We start from the raw sequence: 18,605 nt of genomic DNA on the forward strand, positions 1-18,605 counted from the left end.
GAGGTCCTCGAACATGCCCTGCGGGGCGATGAAGTCCTTCAGCCCCTTCTTCGCGCCGTGCAGCGTCTCGTAGAGCGGCCTCCCGACGACGGGGGTGCGCTCCAGGATGTCCTTGCCCCGGGCCAGGAAACGCTCGTAGCCGTCGGTGGTGCGCAGCGTCGCGAGGTGGTTGGCGAGGCCGCCGATGGTCGGCGCGTAGGAGCGCTCGTTGTCGTTGACGACGATGACCAGCGGGCGGTCCTTGGCGGCGGCGATGTTGTTCAGCGCCTCCCAGGCCATGCCGCCGGTGAGCGCGCCGTCACCGATGACCGCGACGACGTGGTCGTCCTTGCCCAGCAGCTCGTTGGCCTTGGCGAGGCCGTCGGCCCAGCCGAGCACGGTGGAGGCGTGCGAGTTCTCGATGACGTCGTGCTCGGACTCCGCGCGGGAGGGGTAGCCGGAGAGGCCGCCCTTGCTCTTGAGCTTCGAGAAGTCCTGGCGGCCGGTGAGGAGCTTGTGCACATAGCTCTGGTGACCGGTGTCGAACAGCACCTTGTCCTTCGGCGAGTCGAAGACCCGGTGCAGGGCGATGGTGAGCTCCACCACCCCGAGATTGGGTCCCAGATGGCCACCGGTTCTGGCCACGGCGTGGATCAGGAAGTCCCTGATGTCCTCGGCCAGTTCGTCGAGTTCCGCTTCTGACAGCGCCTTGAGATCACGCGGCCCCCGGAGGGGCTCCAGAAGTGTCACGTTCGGGCCCCCTCTCTGATCTGTTGAACCGGATGGCGGCGGGAGCGGCCCGGGGGCCGTCCCCGCCGCCTCCACTCACCCGCGGTTTCCGGAGACCGTGTCCCGTGCCGCGCGCAGCGACTCCTTGAGGGAGCCCATGGTGGCGAGCACGGCCGTGGGCTCGTAGCCGCAGTGCGCCATGCAGTTGGCGCAGCGCGGGTCCTTGCCCCGGCCGTAGGCCTCCCAGTCGGTGTCCTCGATCAGCTCCCGGTAGGTGGGCACATAGCCGTCGGCCATCAGGTAGCAGGGGCGCTGCCAGCCGAAGAGCGAGTAGTTGGGGATCGCCCACGCGGTGCAGGGGAAGTCGGCCTTGCCCTCGAGGAAATCCAGGAAGAGCGGGCTGTGGTTGAGCCGCCAGCGGCGCCGGTTGCCGCCGGAGAAGGACTTCTTGAACAGCTCGCGGGTCTGCTCCACCCCGAGGAAGTGCTCCTGGTCGGGGGCCTTCTCGTAGGCGTAGGCGGGCGAGATCATCATCTGGTCGACGCGGAGGTCGTCATTGAGGTAGTTGAGCACCTCCACCACGGTCTGCGGGGTGTCGGTGTTGAAGAAGGTCGAGTTGGTGGTGACCCGGAAGCCGCGGCGCTTGGCCTCCTTGATCGCGGCCACCGCCTCGTCGAACACACCCTCCTTGGCCACGGACTCGTCGTGCCGCTCGCGCAGGCCGTCGATGTGCACGGCGAAGGCGAAGTAGGGGGAGGGGGTGAACTTGTCGATCTTCTTGCGGAGCAGCATCGCGTTGGTGCACAGGAAGACGTACTTCCGCTTGGCCACCAGCTGGTCGACGATCTCGTCGATCTGCGGGTGCATCAGCGGCTCGCCGCCCGCGATGGAGACCATCGGGGCACCGGACTCCAGCACGGCGCCGACCGCCTGCGCGACCGGCATGCGCTGGCGCAGCACCCCGGCCGGGTGCTGGATCTTCCCGCAGCCCTCGCACTTCAGATTGCAGGCGTACAGCGGTTCGAGCTCGACGATCAGGGGGAACTTCGCCCGCCGCCGTAGCTTCTGTTCCAGAAGGTACGTCCCGACCCGGATGGACTGGCGGAGCGGCATGGCCATCTAGCTCACCTCCAGGGGAGCAGCAGAGATCGGTGCCATTCGAAGAAAGCCGGAAGGACAGCGCGCAGTACACGGAAGGCTGATATTCCACCGCGGAGCGTCCCGACACGGACGAGCTCATGCTCTGGAGCGTCCACGACCACCCGTACGGCCGCAACCGGACGCGGCCCGGCCTGCCCGTCCGCGGCCTCGCGGGGCACCCGGGTGGCGCTGCGCAGGGTCGCGGCCGACTCCATGTCCACCGCGATGGCCCCGGTGGCGCGCAGCGTGGCCCGCTCGGCGCCGCGCACCACGTGGTCCGAGCCGGTCAGCGGGCCGCGGTGGAGGCCGACGCCGGGCCGGTCCCGGAGCAGCCGGGTGAGCGCCCCGGCCAGCACCTCCGTGCCGGAGCAGGGGATGCTCCCCTCGGCGTCCCGGGTCTCGTCGGCGAGGACCAGGTCCCCCGGGTGCATGCCGGGGGCGAGGCCGGCGCAGAAGCCGGTGGCGATGACCGCCGCGCCCCGGTGGGCCGGATCATCACGCAGTGTGCGCAGTACGGTGCGCTCCGCCGCCGCCGGGCCCATCCCGGTGCGCAGGACGGTCAGCGGTCCCGCCGCGCCGCTGCGGTCGCCGCTGCGCAGGGCGAAGCGCTCGATGCCCAGGGCGCAGGCGATGACCAGCGGTCCGGTGGCGGGGGCGGCCATCAGGGGGCCCGGTGGAGGTCGGTGCGCCGCGGGAGGCGGGGCTCCGGCCCCGTTCCGCGGACGTCGCCGGTGCCGTGCAGGTAGCGGCCGAGGGCGGTCAGCGGGAAGACCTGCCGGTACAGGTGGTAGTTGATCGAGAAGTCCCCGGGGAAGCCGGTGCCGGTGAAGTACGGCTCGTCCCAGGTGCCGTCCTCGCGCTGGGTCCGGGCCAGCCACTCCACTCCGCGGGTGACGGCCGTGCCGTCGCGCTCCCCGGCGGCGAGCAGGGCGAGCAGGGCCCAGCCGGTCTGCGAGGCCGTGGAGGCGCCGCGGCCCGCCCACTCGGGGTCGCTGTAGGAGCGCTGGTCCTCGCCCCAGCCGCCGTCCTCGTTCTGGACGCGCTCCAGCCAGCCGACCGCGCGGCGGACGGCGGGGTGCGAGGCGGGGACGCCCGCGGCGATCAGTGCGGGGACGACGGACCCGGTGCCGTAGACGTAGTTGGTGCCCCAGCGGCCGAACCAGGCGCCGTTGGACTCCTGTTCGGCGAGCAGCCAGTGGACGCCGCGCCGGGTGCGCGGGCCGGCTGCCCGGCCCTCCCCCACCAGCATCTCCACCATGTGCGCGGTGACGTCGGCGGACGGCGGGTCGATGACCTCGCCGAAGTCGCAGAACGGCAGCCGGCCCGGCAGGGAGCTGGTGTTGTCGGCGTCGAAGGCCCCCCACGCGCCGTTCCGGGACTGCATCCCGGCGCTCCAGCGCACCCCGCGCCGGACCGCGTCGTCGACCCGGGCCGGGTCGGGGTGCCGGACCCGGCGGAGCGCGAGGACGACCTCGGCGGTGTCGTCGATGTCCGGGTAGACGTCGTTGTGGAACTCGAACGCCCAGCCGCCGGGCGGGAGTCCGGGCCGCCGCACGGCCCAGTCGCCGGGCCGGACGACCTGTTCGGCGAGCATCCAGTCGGCGGCCTTCACCAGCGCCGGGTCGTCGGCGGGCACCCCGGCGTCGGCCAGCGCGATGACGGCGAGGCAGGTGTCCCAGACCGGGGACTGGCAGGCCTCGATCATGCGGCTGCCGTCCTCCCGCCACACGGCGAAGCGGTCCAGCGACTCCAGTCCCGCGCGCAGCACCGGGTGGTCCAGGTCGTAGCCGAGGAGGTGCAGGGCGATGACGGAGTAGACGGCGGGCGGCTGGATGCCGCCCCAGCAGCCGTCGTTCTCCTGGCGCTCGACGATCCACCGGGCGCAGCTGTTGAGGGCGGCCCGGCGGAGCGGGCGGACGGCGACCCTGCGGTAGGCGTGCAGGGCCCGGTCCAGCCCCTGGAAGAGGGCGTCCCAGCCGGTGGCGGGGGCCCGGCGGCCGGACGCGGCGGCGCCGGCCGGGGCGTGCAGCTCGTCCAGGGGGAACGGAGCGGGGCGCACCGGCCGCTTCGCGGAGACCACGGTGAGCGGCACGATGGTCTGCCGCGCCCAGCAGCCGAAGTCGTAGATGTTGAGCGGGAACCAGCGGGGCAGCGCGATGAGCTCGGGCGGCAGTTCGGGCAGGTCCTCCCAGCGCCACCAGCCGAAGAGGGCGAGCCAGATGCGGGTGAAGACGCGGGTGGCGGCGATGCCGCCCCGGTCCCGGACCCAGGCGGACGCCGCGGCCATGTGCGGGGCGTCGGGCGCGTCGCCCGCGAGCCGCAGGGCCACATAGGCCTCGACGGTGGCGGAGAGTTCGCCGGGGCCGCCGTGGAAGGTGGGCCAGGGGCCGTCGGCGCGCTGCTCGGAGCGGATGAAGCGGGCGGCGGCCTCGGTGGTCCGCGCGTCCCGGATCCCCAGGAACTGCCGGAGCATCAGGTCCTCGGCGTCCATGGTGACGTTGGTCTGGAGGTCGCCCTTCCACCAGCCCTGCGGGTCCTGCCGGCCGAGCAGGTCCCGTACGGCCCGGCCGGCGGCCCGCTCGGCCGCCTCCCGCACCGCGGGCGCTCCGGGAGCGGCCGCCGGGGCGTGTCCCGTGGCCGGGGCGGGTGCGGGCGGCCGGGTGGCCGAGGGCGCGCCGGGCGGTACGGTCCCGCTGCCGCCGTCGGTCGTCGCAGTCATGGCTTCCCCTTCGTGCAGTGAGTCCGGTGGGTTCTCTGCTGTGCTGGGGCCTGCCGTCGGCCGGCGCCCCGGCCCGCCTGCGAACAGGGCGGGAGGGGCGGCCGGCCGGCGACTGCGCTCTATATGAGGTTGTGGTGGATCTCCGTCGGGCGGCGGCTCATCGCTGCCGGACGACCACGAAGTCCGCGAGGGCCACGAGCTGCTCGCGGACGCGCGGGGGCATGTCCACGCCGTCGAGCGCCCCGACGGCGGTGGCGTGCTGCCGGCGGGCCTCCTGGGAGGTCCACTCCCGGCCGCCGGCCTCCTCGATGAGCGCGGCACGGTTGGCGAACGCCTGCTCGTCGAAGTTGTCGAGGTCGGTGCTCTTGGCGTCGGCGGCGAGGAGCTCGGCGAGCCGGTCGGACGCGTGACCGCCGGCCGCGAGTGCCGCCACGACCGGCAGGGACTTCTTCCGCTGCCGCAGGTCGCTCCAGGTCTGCTTACCGGTGGCCTCCGGGTCGCCCCAGATGCCGAGCAGGTCGTCGATGGCCTGGAAGGCGAGCCCGAGGTGGTAGCCGTAGGCCTCCAGCGAGTCGGCCATCCGGTCGTCGGCGCCGCCGAGCACCGCGCCGATGGAGACCGCGCAGGCCAGCAGGGCGCCCGTCTTGTTGCCCTCCATCTCCAGGCACTCCTCGACGGTGACCCGCTCGCGGTGCTCGTAGGAGATGTCCTGGGCCTGGCCGTCGATCAGCTTGCGGGTGGCGGTGGTGAGCCGCCGGGTGGCGCGCCCCGCGTCGACCGTGCCGAGCTCCAGCAGGATCTCGTTGGCCAGGGCGAACAGCGCGTCCCCGACCAGGATCGCCTGGGCTGGTCCGTGAACCTTCCAGACGGTGTCCCGGTGCCGGCGCTGCTCGTCGCCGTCCATCAGGTCGTCGTGCAGCAGCGAGAAGTTGTGCACCAGCTCCACGGCGACGGCGCCGGGGATGCCCGTCTCGGGCGGGGCGCCGGCCGCCTCGGCGGACAGCAGGGCGAGGGCGGGGCGTACGGCCTTGCCGCCGTCCCCCGCCGCGGCCTGGCCCGCGGCGTCGATCCAGCCGAAGTGGTAAGCGGCGACCGTGTCCATGGGCGGCGCCAGCCGGTCCACGGCGGCACGCAGCACCGGGGTGGCGAGCGTCCGTCCGCGCTCCAGCAGCGCGGTGACGCCTGCGGTGTCGATCGCCGGGCTTTCCGAAGACACGGTCTCTCCTCTGTGTCCTGTGGTCCCGGGGGTGTGTCCCGTGGTCCCGGGGGTTCGGGGCTCCGCCCCCGTTACGAACGCGGTCATGCCGCCTCCTGCTGCGGGTTCCCCCGCCGGAAGGCGGGGGGAGGGTCGAGATGCGGGCGGCCCCGTTCCGAGAGTGCTGCCCGCGCCGCGGTGATCCCGCTGCGGACGGCGCCCTCCATGGTCGCGGGCCAGCCTGTGTCGGTCCACGCACCGGCCAGGTAGAGGCCGGGTGCCCGGGTACGGGCCGCGGGGCGGAGCCGTCCGACGCCCGGAGCGGGGGCGAACGTCGCTGTTCGCTCCCGGGTCACGAAGAAGTCTCTCACCTGTGCACTCCGGGCCGCGGGCAGCAGCCGTGCCAGCTCCGGCAGATAGCGCTCGCGCAAGTTCCCTGCCGGGGTGTCGATCTCGTCGTGCGCCGCGGACTGGGACAGCGCCAGGTACTGGCCGCCGCCGGTGAGCCCGGAGACGTCCGTCCGGTCGAAGACCCACTGGACCGGGGTGCCGAGCGCGGCGAAGAACGGGCGGCGCAGCACCGGACGGTCGTAGACGACATGGACGTTGAGGATCGGCGAGGTGCCGATCGCGCGGAGCCGGCCGGGGTCGTCGAGGGCGCCCTCGGGGAGCAGCCCGGCGGTCTCGTCCTGCGGGACGGCGAGCACCACCGCGTCGGTGCGGCGCCGCTCCTCCGGTTCGCCGCCGCGGCGCAGAGCCACGTGCCAGCCGCCGTCCGCGGCCGGGGTGACGGACCGGACGCGGCCCTGCAGCACGGTCGTCACGCCGGCCGCGTCGAGCGCGGTGCGGGCGAGGGTGTCGTGCAGCGTGCCGAGCGGCACCCGGGCCCAGCCGATGTCCGCGGCGCCCGGCCGGGAGAGCAGTCCGGTCCGGAAGACCATGGCGGCGAGGCCGAGGGAGACGTCCGCGGCGCGGGCGTTGAGCGTGGCGACGCCGACGAGGTCCCAGAGCGCCTCGACGGCGCGGTCCGACTGGCCGTGGCGGCGCAGCCAGCTCGCGAAGTCGGTGCCGTCCAGGGCCGGATCGGCCGGATCGAGCCCTTTGAGGGCGAGCGCGGCCCGCGCCACGCCGACCCGCTCGGCCGGCGAGAGGTGCGGGTAGCGGGCGAGGCCGCCGGCCAGGTGCAGCGGGACCGGCAGCGCGGTGCGGCGCAGCCGTCCCAGCCGTGGGGCGCCGCCGGTCCCGGCGTCCAGCACGGGGACGTCCAGGCGGTCCTGGAGCGGCGCGAGCCGGCTGCCCTCGACCCGGTCGAGGAACCAGCGGTAGGCGGCGCAGCAGCGCAGGTAGACGTGCTGGCCGTTGTCGACGGTGAGCTCCCCGGCCCCGCCCTCGCGGCGGAAGGAGAAGGCGAGTCCGCCGAGCCGCGGCCGGCCCTCGACCAGGGTCACCCGCACTCCGGCGTCGGCGAGCGTGAGCGCCGCGGTGATGCCGGCGAGTCCCCCTCCGACGACGACGGCGGTGCGCGCGGGGGCGTCCGGCGCGACCTGGCGGGGCAGGCCGGACGGCGTGCTGTCCGGTGTCATCTGCCCTCCTGAGCCGGTGCGGTGCCGTGGTGGTTTTCGGCCACCGCCCTCCACGACGCAGTGAGCCGCCCGAGGGTTGCCCGGGGACGGACGGCAGCCGTCCGGGGTGCCGTCGGCAGGGTGCGGGCCGGGGACATCAGGCGCGCCCCCGGACCGACTGCCGGGTGATGTGCCGGGCATCCAGACCGGACAGGCCGCGGACCGCGACGTACGCCTTCTCGCGTCCCGGCAGCGAGACCCGGCCGCGCAGCACGGCCTGCGGGTCGCGGGCGATGCGGTCCAGCAGCCGCCGGTAGATGCCCGCCATCGCCGCGACGCAGGCTCCGCTGCGCCGGTCGAGCAGCGGCAGCAGCCGGAACCCCTCGGCGAAGAGGGCCCGGGCCCGCTGCACCTCGAACTCGACGAGACCGGTGAAGTCGCCGCCGGCCGGGGGCCGCTCCTGGTGGAACCCCGCGGAGCAGCCGAACTTGGCGAGGTCCTCGGCCGGCAGGTACGTCCGGCCGTTGCCGGCATCCTCCCGGACGTCCCGCAGGATGTTGGTGAGCTGCAGGGCGAGGCCGAGCGTGTCCGCGTACTCGGCGGCGCGGTCCGCCTCGGGCGCGCCGCGGCCCGCCGTGCCGAACACCCCCAGGGAGAGCCGGCCGATCGCCCCGGCCACACACCGGCAGTAGACGCGCAGGTCGTCCCAGGTCTCGTACCGCTCGCCGCGCACGTCCATCAGGACGCCGTCGATGAGCTCGTCGAGCCCGCCGAGGGGGATGGGGAAGCGGGCGGCGGCATCGGCGAGGGCCACGGCGACGGGGTCGGTGTCGTCGGGCTCGATCCGGCCGTCCCGGACACGGCCGAGCAGCGCGCGGGTGTCCTCCAGCCGCGCCTGCTTGACCTCGGGGGCCAGGCTGCCGTCGCCGATGTCGTCGACCCGGCGGGAGAAGGCGTAGAGCGCCGACATGGCCTGCCGCTTGTCGGCCGGCAGCAGCCTGATGCCATAGGCGAAGTTGCGGGCCTGCTGTCCGGTGACGGTCTCGCAGTAGCTGTACGCAGCGAGCACCGGGGCGGACGCGGGTACGGATCCGTTCACGGTTCCGGCTCACCCCTCTCTTCGCAGTGTCGCCCCCAGCTCGCGCACGAGGTCGAGCTTGGTGGGCCTGGGCGGGCCGGGGAGGACGTCGTACCGGGCCGCGGCAAGGGCCCGCAGCGCGGCGCGGCCGCCGGCCAGGAATCCGGCGAGCAGCAGCCTGAGCCGGCCGCGGACGCTGCCGACCAGCGGTGTGCCCTCGTCCAGCAGCTCCCGGGCGCGGGCCGCCTCGAAGGCGATCAGTTCGCGCACCGCGGTGCTCGCGTGGGCGGCGCCGAGGTCGGCCTCGGTGACGCCGAAGCGCTTCATGGCGTCGGCGGGCAGGTAGACGCGGTCGCGGCCGAGGTCCTCGGCGACGTCCTGGAGGTGTTCGACGATCTGCAGTCCGGTGCAGACGGCGTCCGAGCGGCGCACCCGCTCGGGGGTGGTGGAGCCGGTGACGGCGAGGACGAGCCGGCCGACGGGGTTCGCGGACAGCTCGCAGTACCCGAGGAGGTCGTCGTGGGTGGCGTAGCGGCGGATCCGCTGGTCCTGCCGGTTCGCCTCGAGGAGGCCGCGGAACGGGTCGGGGGTGAGGCCGCAGCGGTCCACGGTCGGCCGGAGCGCGGCCAGCAGCGGGTGGCGCGGCTCCCCGCCGGCGGCGAAGACGCGGTTCAGGTCGGCTTCGAGGGCGTCGAGCAGGGCGAGCCGGTCGTCGGCACGGGCGCGGTCGAGGCCGAGCAGGACCGCGTCGGTGCCGCCGGGGGCGAGGTCGCCGTCGCCGATGTCGTCGACGAGCCGGGCGTAGCCGTAGACGGCCATCAGGTCGCTGCGCCAGGCGCGGGGCAGGAACCGGGGCGCCACGGGGAAGTTCTCCCGGCGCGCCTTGTCGAGGACCGCGCGGGTGTGCTCGGCCGTGCCCGCCGTCATCGCCGCCCGCCGGGCGCCGTGCCGTCGGGGACGGCCGTGCCGTCGGGGACGGATGCCGGGGGGCGGTGCGTGCCGGAGGCCGGGGCGGAGCTGCCGTCCGTGCCGGGGACGGTGGTGCCGTCCGTGCCGGATGCCAGGGGTGAACCCGGGCGGGGGACGGCGCACGTACCCCGGAGCCGGAGAGTACCCGTAGCCATAGCCGTCACATCTCCCGTTCTACACTGCTGACCCAGAACATCCTATTTCGGACACGCCGCCCGCTCGCCTGCGACGATGCGCACCACCCGACGACGACACCCCGGGCAATACGCCCGACTTGCCGCAATTGCGCACCGGCACAGCTTACGCCGTACAGCAGTCCGTCGAACGGAGGGGGTCACTCCGGTGCCGCCACTGGACCGGTCCCGGCGGTGCGCGGCACGGTCCCGGGCGAGCGCGTGAACCGGTCCCGGACGCGCGGAGGCCCCGCCGGTCGTTGCTCCGACGGGGCCTTCACCACGGGCAGAGCGTCGGACGGGCTACTTCCCCGTCTCCTTCTCGTAGGCCTTGATGACCTCGTCGGTCGGGCCGTCCATGACCAGCTCGCCCTTCTCCAGCCACAGGACGCGGTCGCAGGTGTCCCGGATCGACTTGTTGTTGTGGCTGACCAGGAAGACCGTGCCGGCCTCCTTGCGGAGCTCCCGGATGCGGGCCTCGGAGCGCTTCTGGAACTTCCGGTCGCCGGTGGCCAGCGCCTCGTCGATCATCAGCACGTCGTGGTCCTTGGCCGCGGCGATCGAGAACCGCAGCCGCGCCGCCATGCCTGAGGAGTACGTGCGCATCGGCAGGGTGATGAAGTCGCCCTTCTCGTTGATGCCGGAGAAGTCGACGATGCCCTGGTACCGCTCGCGGATCTGCTCCCGGGTCATGCCCATGGCCAGGCCGCCGAGGATGACGTTCCGCTCACCGGTCAGGTCGTTCATCAGCGCCGCGTTCACACCCAGCAGCGAGGGCTGGCCGTCGGTGTAGACCTTGCCGCTCTCCGGCGGCAGCAGCCCCGCGACGGCCCGCAGCAGGGTCGACTTCCCGGAGCCGTTCGACCCGATCAGCCCGATCGCTTCACCCCGGTACGCGGTGAACGTCACCCCGCGCACCGCGTGCACCTTGCGGACGCCCGGCGACTCGCCGCCCCGCTTCACGATGCGGCTCAGGGCCGCGGTGGCGCTGCCCTTGCCCGTCCGGGCGCCGTTGACGCGGTAGACGATGTGCAGCTCGTCCGCGATGACGGTGGGGATCCGTGCCCCCGTCTCCTGCTCAGCCACGGCCGTACCGCTCCTCCGCCTTCCAGAAGTACACAAAGCCGCCGACGGCGACGACCACGGCCCACCCGAGCCCGAGGGCCCAGACGTGCGGCGGCAGGTTCTTACCGCTGTAGCCGTCGATCAGCGCGAAGCGGATGAGGTCCATGTAGACGGCTGCCGGGTTCCACTGCAGGACGTCGGCGATCCACGCGGGCTTGCCCTCCAGCACCAGCGGAATCGAGAACATGACGCCCGACGCGTACATCCAGGTCCGCATGACGAACGGCATCAGCTGGGCCAGGTCGGGGGTCTTGGCCCCCATCCGGGCCATGATCAGCGCGAGCCCCATGTTGAAGAGGAACTGCAGCGCCAGCGCCGGGACGATCAGCAGCCACGACATGGACGGATAGCTGCCGAAGGCGACCGCCACGATGAAGAGGACGATCATCGAGAACAGCAGCTGCTGGAGCTGCTGGAGGGCGAACGAGATCGGCAGTGAGGCGCGCGGGAAGTGCAGCGCGCGGACCAGTCCGAGGTTGCCCGAGATCGCGCGGACACCGGCCATCACGGAGCTCTGGGTGAAGGTGAAGACGAAGACACCGGTGACCAGGAACGGGATGTAGACCTTGATCTCCATGCCCCGGCCGGCCTCGAGGATCAGGCCGAAGATCAGGAAGTAGACGAGGGCGTTCAGCAGCGGGGTCGCCACCTGCCACAGCTGACCGAGCTTCGCCTGGCTGTACTGAGCCGTGAGCTTCGCCTGCGAGAAGGCCAGGATGAAGTGACGGCGCCCCCAGAGCTGGCCCACGTAGGCGCCGAGGCCCGGACGGGCACCGCTGACGGACAGCCCGTACTTGTCCGCCAGCTCCGCCGGGGACAGTCCCTCGTCAGGTGATGGCGGGGCGCTCACCGCGACCGCACCGTCATGCGTTGTCTCACTCACTAATGGAAACTTTCGTCTTCGAGATGCGCAGCCGGATCGGGCGTGGCACCGACGCCGGCGGCTGCCGGTCCCGGGGCACGCCCGATGCTCTCAGACCCGAGCTTGTCAGATCACGGGAGGTCGGCCCAGTCGGGTCAGACGCCACACCGTACGCCACCCCATGGGGCGACGGGGGCCGCACGGAGTGGTCCAGCCCTCCTTGAAGCCGCCGAACCAGGCCCGCAGCGCGGGGCGGGAAGGCCGTCGCGCCAGCGTGAGCAGCAGCCAGACCCCGAGGTAGACGGGGACGAGCGGCGCGGGGAGGTTCCGGCGGGCCAGCCAGACCCGGTTGCGGGCGACCATCCGGTGGTAGACCGCGTGCCGGCTGGGGGCGGTGGTCGGGTGGAACAGCACCAGGTCGGAGCGGTAGTCGATCATCCAGCCCGCGTCGAGCGCCCGCCAGGCGAGGTCGGTCTCCTCATGGGCGTAGAAGAACTCGTCCGGCAGTCCGCCGACCTGCTGGAAGACGGTGGTGCGCACGGCGTTCGCACCGCCCAGGAAGGTGGTGACCCGGGAGGAGCGCATCGGGTCCGAGGCGCGCAGCCGCGGGACGTGCCGGCGCTGGGTCTCGCCGGTGTCCGGGTCCGCGATCCGGAAGCTGATGATGCCCAGCTCCGGGTCGGCGGCGAACGCCTCACGGCACAGCTGAGCGGTGTCCACGCCCGGCAGCAGCCCGTCGTCGTCCAGGAAGAGCAGGATGTCGACGTCACCGCCGCCGGGCCCGAAGGCCTCGATGCCGACGTTCCGGCCGGCCGGGATGCCGACGTTCTCCGGCAGCTCCACCGTCCGGACGCCGTCGGGGAGTTCGGGCAGCGGGGAGCCGTTGCCGACGACGACCACCTCGACCCGGTCGCCGTTCTGCTTGGCGACCGAGTCGAGCAGGGCGCGCAGCTCCTCGGGGCGGTTGCCCATGGTGAGGACGACCGCTCCGACCTTCGCGGTCTGCGGGGAGCTCTCCCCCGGGTTCCGGTGCATCGGGGCCGCCTTCACTTGAGCCTGCTCGAGGCCAGGATCGACACGAGGTGCAGCACGGTCTGCAGCACCGCGATCGCGGCGAGCAGGACCACGGCGATCCGGGTGTACAGCAGGTCGCCGTGGACGAAGTCCGCGATCCCCGCGACCAGGATCACCAGCGACGCCTCGACGCCGCCGACGAGCCGGTGGAACTTCAGCGCGGCCGCGGCCTTGCGGGCCAGGGCCAGGCCGGAGGAGCGCGGCACCGACGCCTCGTCCTTGACGGCCGGGAGGCCGCTGCGCGAACGGGCGACGTCGACCAGGTCCGTCTCCGCCTTGATCAGGATGGCGCCGAGCGCGGCGAGCGTGCCGAGGAACGCCCACAGCCACTCGGTGGCCGGGCCGTCCCGGTGGAACAGGTCCGCGGCGCGCAGGCCGAAGCCGACCAGCAGCGCGGCCTCGCTCAGGTAGTGGCCCACCCGGTCGAGGTAGACCCCGGTGATCGAGGTCTGCTGGCGCCAGCGGGCCAGCTCTCCGTCCACGCAGTCGAGGAGCAGGTACACCTGGATCAGCAGTGCGCCGAGCACCGCCCCGGCCAGGCCGGGCACCAGCAGTGCCGCGCCCGCGGCCACACCGGCGACGATCATGAGGCCGGTGTACTGGTTGGGCGTGATCCGGGAGTTGACCAGGTGCCGGGTGCACCGCAGCGAGATCTCCCGCATGTAGATGCGCCCGGCCCAGTGCTCCCCGCTGCGCCGGTCCTTCAGCCCACCGGGGTGAACGACCGGACGGAGTTCAGCTAGTGACGGTTTTGGCATAGTCGGCGTATGCGTCCCTGATCTGGTCGGTGGACAGGTCCAGGTGCTCGAGGATCGTGTAGCGCCCGGGCCGGGTCTGCGGTGCGTACTCCACCACCTGGACGAACTCGTCCACGCTGAACCCGATCTCCTCCGGCAGGACGGGCAGTCCGTGCCGGCGCAGGGCCTGCGCCATCAGAGCGGAGTCCTCCTGGGCACCCCGCAGGTGCATGGCGAACGCGGCGGCGAGGCCGCACTGCTCACCGTGGCTGGCGGCGCGCTTGGGGAAGAGCAGGTCGAAGCCGTGGTTGATCTCGTGGCAGGCACCGGACGCCGGGCGGCTGTCGCCCGCCACGGACATCGAGATGCCGGTGAGCACCAGGCCCTCGGCCAGCACCTGGAGGAAGCCGTCGTCGCCGACGCCGCCCGGGTGCCGGAGCACGGCCTCGCCCGCCTGGCGCGCCATCGCGGCGGCCAGTCCGTCGATCTGCTCGCCGGTCTCGCGGTGGGCGAGCTCCCAGTCCGCCACGGCGGAGATGTTGGAGAGCGCGTCACCGATGCCGGAGCGGACGAAGCGGACCGGGGCCTCGCGGATCACATCGAGGTCGATGACGACCGCGATCGGGTTGGGCACGCCGTACGAGCCGCGGCCCGCGTCGTTGTCCAGCGTCGCGACGGGCGAGCACAGGCCGTCGTGCGACAGGTTCGTCGCCACGGCGACCAGCGGCAGGCCGATGCGCGCGGCGGCGAACTTCGCACAGTCGATGATCTTGCCGCCGCCCAGGCCCACGACCGCGTCGTAGTGCCCGGACTTCATCTCATCGGCGAGCTTGATCGCGTCGTCGAGGGTGCCGCCGCCGACCTCGTACCAGCTCGCGCCGGGCAGCGCCGGGGTGAGCCGCTCGCGCAGCACCGCCCCGGAGCCGCCGCTGATGGCGATGGCCAGCTTCCCCGAGGAGGAGATGCGCTGGTCGGCGAGGACGCCCGCCAGATCGTCCAGTGCCCCGGCCCGAATGTCGACGACGAGCGGCGACGGGATGAGTCGGGTCAGTACTGGCACGCGATCTCACGGCCCTTCGCCAGGTCGTCATGGTTGTCGATCTCGACCCACTTGAGGTCGCCGATCGGCGCGATGTCGATCTTGAAGCCACGGTTGACGAGCTCCTGGTAGCCGTCCTCGTAGTAGAGGTCGGGGTCCCGCTCGAAGGTGGTCTTCAGGGCGTCGCCGAGCTCCTCGGCGGCCTCGCCCTCGATGAGGGTGACGCCGATGTACTCGCCGGTGGCCTCGGCGGGGTCCATCAGCTTGGTGATGCGCTGGACGCCCTTCTCCGGGTCCACGACGACCTTCATCTCCTCGTCGGCGAGCTGCTTCACCGTGTCGAGGGCGAGGATGATCTTCTGGCCCTTGCCGCGCTCGGCGAGCAGGGTCTTCTCGACGGAGACCGGGTGCACGGTGTCGCCGTTGGCGAGGATCACGCTGTGCTTGATCGCGTCACGGGCGCACCACAGGGAGTAGGCGTTGTTCCACTCCTCGGCCTTGTCGTTGTCGATCAGCGTGAGCTTGAGGCCGTACTTCTGCTCCAGGGCCTCCTTGCGCTCGTACACGGCCTCCTTGCGGTAGCCGACGACGATGGCGACCTCGGTCAGGCCCACCTCGGCGAAGTTTCCGAGCGTGAGGTCGAGGACGGTGATGTCGCCGTCGACCGGCACCAGTGCCTTGGGCAGGGTGTCGGTGTAGGGGCGCAGACGCCGTCCGGCGCCGGCTGCCAGCACGAGGCCGATCATGCGGGTTCTCCTGATTCGTCGTGTACAGCGGGCGCCCCGGAGGACACCCAGAAACGGATGCTCTCGATGAGCACCGCCAGCGCCAGGGCCACTGCAAGGGCCGTCAGCGCGATGGTGAAACCTGTGTGGTGCAGCAGGACGGCGGCGATCGTAACCACCAGGACCCGCCCCTCGTGCCCGCCGATCGCCCGCACCAGCCAGTGCGGGGGCGCGCCGGTGCCGCCGCGGATGCGGTACACCGTGTCGTAGTGATGGTAGGCGACGGCGGCCACCAGCCCGAAAGCCGCAGGCAAGGCGCCCTGCTCCCCGGAACGGGCGGCAAGCAACAGAATGGCGGTGTATTCGGCGACCCGGAAGAGGGGCGGCACCAGCCAGTCGAGGGCGCCCTTGAGCGGACGGGCCACGGCCCGGCCCGCGCAGAGCGCGTAGACGAGCGCGGCGAGCACGGTCGTCCAGTCGCCGAAGGGGCGGAGGGCGAGCGTGGCCAGCAGGGCGGCCGTACCGACGGCGGCCCAGACGGGCGCGGCGAACGACCCGGCGCGCGCGGTGCCGTCCCGCTTGCCGGCGACGGCCTCGGCGATCGGACCGGAGTCGGCGAGATCGGCCAGGGCATGCGCGGCGCGGTCGGTCCGCTCGGCCCGGCGGGTCAGGGAGCGCAGCACCCGGCCCGCGGTGGTGTAGCAGGCGGCTATCGAGCAGCCGACGAGCAGCGCGAGGAAGACGACGCGCGGGGTGGTCAGCGCGGTCAGGACGGCGATCATCGCCCAGCGCTCGCCGATCGGGAGGACGATCATCCGGCGGAGCCAGACCGTCCAGCCGACGCTGTCGAGCCGGCTGGAGAGGGCGGCGGTGGGGCTGGTGTTCGCGGAGGCGTCGTGGTTCGCCTCGTTGAAGGAGAAGTCCACGATGTGCCGGCAGGACTGGAGCACCATCGCGCCGAGCGCGAGCGCCCAGACGTCGTCGCCGCCGCGGGCCGCGCCGAGGGCCAGCCCGGCGTAGTACGCGTACTCCTTGGCCCGGTCGAACGTGGCGTCCAGCCAGGCGCCCATCGTGGAGTACTGCAGCGAGTAGCGGGCGAGCTGCCCGTCGGCGCAGTCGAGCACGAAGGAGGCGATGAGCAGCACACCCGCGGCGATGTAGCCGGGGCGGGTGCCGGTCGCCGCGCAGCCGGCCGCGATCAGCGCGGTGAGCAGCGAGGCGGTGGTGACCTGGTTGGGGGTGAGGCCGCGCCGGGCGCACCAGCGGGCCACGTACCGCGAGTACGGGCTGATGCAGTAGGTGGTGAAGAAGCCGTCGCGGGCCTTCACGGCGGTGCGCAGCCGCACCTGCTCGTCGTCGACCGCGTCCAGGGCGGCGCGGGTCTCGGCCAGCTCGGCGTCGTCGGCGGGCACCCGCGCCACGAGAACGCCCAGCTCGGGGCGGTGGACGGCGACGCCCGCGGCGTCCAGGGCGGCGGCGGTGCGCTCGGGCACGGCGCCCGGTCCGGCGGCCGGCTCCGGGGCTCCGGTGGTGTCCGGGCCCACGGTGGCGGGGGCGGTGGCCTCGGCGAGCGCGCGCAGCAGGGCCGGGCGGTCCTCCGGCTGGACGGTGACCGCGCCGTTCACCGCGGCGGCCGGGAAGCGGGGGTCGGTCAGCGCCATCCGCAGGGCGTGCCGGTGGGCGACCAGCCGGGAGTCCACCACGGCGACGCGCTCGGCGGCGGGCAGTGCGGCGGCCAGGGCCGCCAGGTCGTCACCGGCCGGGGCCGCGACCACGTCGAAGCCCAGCGATCGCAGGTCACCCTCGAGCTGCGACCCGGCGACCGGCGGACCGGTGAGGATGGCGGTCGACAGACGAATTCACTCCTTGACTGCTGGCGTGGCCGCCGCGGAGCACTGGCGTGTCCGGCAGACGGGGTCGTGACTCGCCCCGGCTCCGTCACGGGCGGGCGGCACGTCGGCAGAGGCTATCGGATCCTCGGAAGCGATCGTTCATCGCCCATTTACGCCCGGACAAGGCAGCAGAAGGGTTGGCGACGACCGATGAAGATCCGTCCGGAGCATCATGGTCGATCACGGCGCCCCACGACAAACGGCAGCGGCGTTACGCTGCCGCGCATGACATGGCTGATCACCGGTGGAGCCGGTTACATCGGAGCACACGTGGCGCGCGCCATGACGGAGGCCGGTGAGAACGTCGTCGTGCTGGACGATCTCTCCTCGGGTCTCCCGGAGCGCCTGCCGGAGAGCGTCCCCCTGGTCCGCGGCAGCGTTCTGGACCGCGAGCTGCTGGACCGGACCCTCGCCGAGCACCACGTCACCGGGGTGGTGCACCTCGCGGCCCGGAAGCAGGTCGGCGAGTCCGTCGAGCAGCCGCTGCGCTACTCCACGGAGAACGTGCACGGGCTGACGGTGCTGCTGGAGGCCGTGGTGACGGCCGGGGTGAAGCGGTTCGCGTTCTCGTCCTCGGCCGCGGTCTACGGGATGCCGGATGTGGACCTCGTCACGGAGGACACCCCGTGCCTGCCGATCAACCCGTACGGCGAGACCAAGCTCACGGGTGAGTGGCTGGTGCGGGCCACCGGGCGGGCGCACGGTCTGGCCACCGTCTGTCTGCGCTACTTCAACGTGGCGGGCACGGCCCGTCCGGAGCTGTCGGACCTCGGCGTGTCCAACGTCATCCCGATGTTCTTCGACGCGCTGACCCGCGGCGAGGCCCCGCTGATCTTCGGCGGCGACTACCCGACCCCGGACGGCACCTGCATCCGCGACTACATCCATGTCGCCGACCTCGCCGACGCCCATCTGGTGGCCGCCCGCCGGCTGGCCGCGCAGGAGCGGCCGGGCGATCTGACGGTCAACATCGGTACCGGCCACGGGGTGTCCGTCCGCGAGCTGGCCGACCTGGTGGCGGAGGTCACCGGCCGGACGGAACCGGCCGCGCGGGTCGTGGAGCGCCGCGCGGGCGACCCGGCCCGGGTGGTCGCCGCCGCCGACCTGATCGCCAAGGAGCTCGGCTGGAGCGCCCGGCACGATGTGCGGGACATGGTCGAGTCGGCCTGGGAGGGCTGGTGCCTGCGGCACCCGGAGGCCCGCAGCCGCTGACGGTGTCGCCGGGCCGCCGGTAGCGGGGCGGGGCGCCTGGCTGCCGCTGACGGGGGGCGGGCCCCGGACGCGCCCCCGCGCCCGACCGTCCCTGGCCGCTCGTGACGGCCGCGTCGGGACCGCTCCTGTCCGCCCGCACCTGTCCGCCCCCTCGTCGCGGGACCCGCTCCCGTCGAGCGGCTTCCGGCCGCGGGGCGGGGACCCGCGGGCGGGCCCGGCGTGGGTCCCGGACAGCCCCCGGAAGGACGTTCCCGCAGGTCCTGCGCCGATGACATAACAGCAGGTCAGAGGCAATGACAACGGTGTTCAGTGCCGTGTTGCCGGGCACCGTGCAGCAGTAGTTCACTGTGATCACGGCGGGCATTCGACCGGGCCACGCCGGCACCGCACACCAC

At 73.1% G+C, this 18,605-nt stretch carries 16 protein-coding genes; 1 reads left to right on the forward strand and 15 read right to left on the reverse strand.

What is annotated here, in order from left to right; translation table 11 throughout:
- The 15 genes from ACFYYR_RS03465 to ACFYYR_RS03535 form a co-directional block, all read right to left on the reverse strand.
- On the reverse strand, window positions 1-729 hold a 729-nt coding region (locus ACFYYR_RS03465), incomplete at its 3' end, for a 1-deoxy-D-xylulose-5-phosphate synthase N-terminal domain-containing protein (protein ID WP_388846457.1).
- A gap of 75 nt (window positions 730-804) precedes the next feature.
- Window positions 805-1,827 carry an adenosyl-hopene transferase HpnH gene (gene hpnH / locus ACFYYR_RS03470; RefSeq protein WP_388846459.1) on the reverse strand — a complete coding sequence of 341 codons (1,023 nt, stop codon included), beginning with the start codon at window positions 1,825-1,827 and terminating at the stop codon, window positions 805-807.
- A 5-nt stretch (window positions 1,828-1,832) separates the two neighbouring features.
- Entirely contained in the window at window positions 1,833-2,513 is a 681-nt protein-coding gene (locus ACFYYR_RS03475; RefSeq protein ID WP_388847240.1) for a 1-hydroxy-2-methyl-2-butenyl 4-diphosphate reductase, read from the reverse strand.
- Window positions 2,510-4,567 (reverse strand): squalene--hopene cyclase, encoded by a 2,058-nt coding sequence (gene shc, locus ACFYYR_RS03480; RefSeq protein ID WP_388846461.1) that lies wholly within the window; start codon window positions 4,565-4,567, stop codon window positions 2,510-2,512. The genes ACFYYR_RS03475 and shc overlap by 4 nt, the downstream gene beginning before the upstream one ends.
- A 157-nt stretch (window positions 4,568-4,724) precedes the next feature.
- Window positions 4,725-5,870: a polyprenyl synthetase family protein gene (locus tag ACFYYR_RS03485; protein ID WP_388846463.1), complete on the reverse strand. Its 1,146-nt coding sequence runs from the start codon at window positions 5,868-5,870 to the stop codon at window positions 4,725-4,727.
- Window positions 5,867-7,345, reverse strand: coding sequence for a hydroxysqualene dehydroxylase HpnE (hpnE, locus tag ACFYYR_RS03490; protein ID WP_388846465.1), 1,479 nt, complete (start codon window positions 7,343-7,345; stop codon window positions 5,867-5,869). The genes ACFYYR_RS03485 and hpnE overlap by 4 nt, the downstream gene beginning before the upstream one ends.
- A 136-nt stretch (window positions 7,346-7,481) precedes the next feature.
- Window positions 7,482-8,423 (reverse strand): presqualene diphosphate synthase HpnD, encoded by a 942-nt coding sequence (hpnD, locus tag ACFYYR_RS03495; RefSeq protein ID WP_388846467.1) that lies wholly within the window; start codon window positions 8,421-8,423, stop codon window positions 7,482-7,484.
- 9 nt (window positions 8,424-8,432) lie between these two features.
- A complete protein-coding gene (gene hpnC, locus ACFYYR_RS03500) occupies window positions 8,433-9,329 on the reverse strand; it encodes a squalene synthase HpnC (protein WP_388846469.1) in 897 nt (298 codons plus the stop codon).
- 518 nt (window positions 9,330-9,847) lie between these two features.
- A complete protein-coding gene (locus tag ACFYYR_RS03505) occupies window positions 9,848-10,630 on the reverse strand; it encodes an ABC transporter ATP-binding protein (protein ID WP_388846471.1) in 783 nt (260 codons plus the stop codon).
- Complete coding sequence (locus ACFYYR_RS03510) at window positions 10,623-11,552, reverse strand: ABC transporter permease (protein ID WP_388846473.1); 930 nt, start codon at window positions 11,550-11,552, stop codon at window positions 10,623-10,625. The genes ACFYYR_RS03505 and ACFYYR_RS03510 overlap by 8 nt, the downstream gene beginning before the upstream one ends.
- Window positions 11,553-11,657: 105 nt before the next feature.
- Window positions 11,658-12,566 (reverse strand): glycosyltransferase, encoded by a 909-nt coding sequence (locus ACFYYR_RS03515; RefSeq protein WP_351514282.1) that lies wholly within the window; start codon window positions 12,564-12,566, stop codon window positions 11,658-11,660.
- Between the two features lie 11 nt (window positions 12,567-12,577).
- Window positions 12,578-13,363, reverse strand: coding sequence for a CDP-alcohol phosphatidyltransferase family protein (locus tag ACFYYR_RS03520; protein WP_388846475.1), 786 nt, complete (start codon window positions 13,361-13,363; stop codon window positions 12,578-12,580).
- Entirely contained in the window at window positions 13,341-14,402 is a 1,062-nt protein-coding gene (locus ACFYYR_RS03525; RefSeq protein WP_388846477.1) for an iron-containing alcohol dehydrogenase family protein, read from the reverse strand. The genes ACFYYR_RS03520 and ACFYYR_RS03525 overlap by 23 nt, the downstream gene beginning before the upstream one ends.
- Window positions 14,390-15,127, reverse strand: coding sequence for a sugar phosphate nucleotidyltransferase (locus ACFYYR_RS03530; protein ID WP_388846479.1), 738 nt, complete (start codon window positions 15,125-15,127; stop codon window positions 14,390-14,392). Before ACFYYR_RS03530 ends, ACFYYR_RS03525 begins: the two co-directional genes overlap by 13 nt.
- Window positions 15,124-16,959 carry a DUF5941 domain-containing protein gene (locus ACFYYR_RS03535; RefSeq protein ID WP_388847242.1) on the reverse strand — a complete coding sequence of 612 codons (1,836 nt, stop codon included), beginning with the start codon at window positions 16,957-16,959 and terminating at the stop codon, window positions 15,124-15,126. The genes ACFYYR_RS03530 and ACFYYR_RS03535 overlap by 4 nt, the downstream gene beginning before the upstream one ends.
- A gap of 264 nt (window positions 16,960-17,223) precedes the next feature.
- Between ACFYYR_RS03535 and galE the strand changes: the two genes are divergently transcribed.
- Window positions 17,224-18,210 carry a UDP-glucose 4-epimerase GalE gene (gene galE / locus ACFYYR_RS03540; protein ID WP_388846481.1) on the forward strand — a complete coding sequence of 329 codons (987 nt, stop codon included), beginning with the start codon at window positions 17,224-17,226 and terminating at the stop codon, window positions 18,208-18,210.
- Window positions 18,211-18,605: the final 395 nt, after the last annotated feature.

This window comes from Streptomyces sp. NPDC001922 (assembly GCF_042891165.1).
Taxonomy (GTDB): domain Bacteria; phylum Actinomycetota; class Actinomycetes; order Streptomycetales; family Streptomycetaceae; genus Streptomyces.

Coding starts and splice junctions, on each gene's coding strand:
- hpnC (WP_388846469.1), bottom strand. CDS start 9,329: ATGACGGCGGGCACGGCCGAGCACACCCGCGCGGTCCTCGACAAGGCG.
- ACFYYR_RS03530 (WP_388846479.1), bottom strand. CDS start 15,127: ATGATCGGCCTCGTGCTGGCAGCCGGCGCCGGACGGCGTCTGCGCCCC.
- ACFYYR_RS03515 (WP_351514282.1), bottom strand. CDS start 12,566: ATGCACCGGAACCCGGGGGAGAGCTCCCCGCAGACCGCGAAGGTCGGA.
- ACFYYR_RS03520 (WP_388846475.1), bottom strand. CDS start 13,363: ATGCCAAAACCGTCACTAGCTGAACTCCGTCCGGTCGTTCACCCCGGT.
- galE (WP_388846481.1), top strand. CDS start 17,224: ATGACATGGCTGATCACCGGTGGAGCCGGTTACATCGGAGCACACGTG.
- shc (WP_388846461.1), bottom strand. CDS start 4,567: ATGACTGCGACGACCGACGGCGGCAGCGGGACCGTACCGCCCGGCGCG.
- hpnH (WP_388846459.1), bottom strand. CDS start 1,827: ATGGCCATGCCGCTCCGCCAGTCCATCCGGGTCGGGACGTACCTTCTG.
- ACFYYR_RS03485 (WP_388846463.1), bottom strand. CDS start 5,870: ATGACCGCGTTCGTAACGGGGGCGGAGCCCCGAACCCCCGGGACCACG.
- hpnE (WP_388846465.1), bottom strand. CDS start 7,345: ATGACACCGGACAGCACGCCGTCCGGCCTGCCCCGCCAGGTCGCGCCG.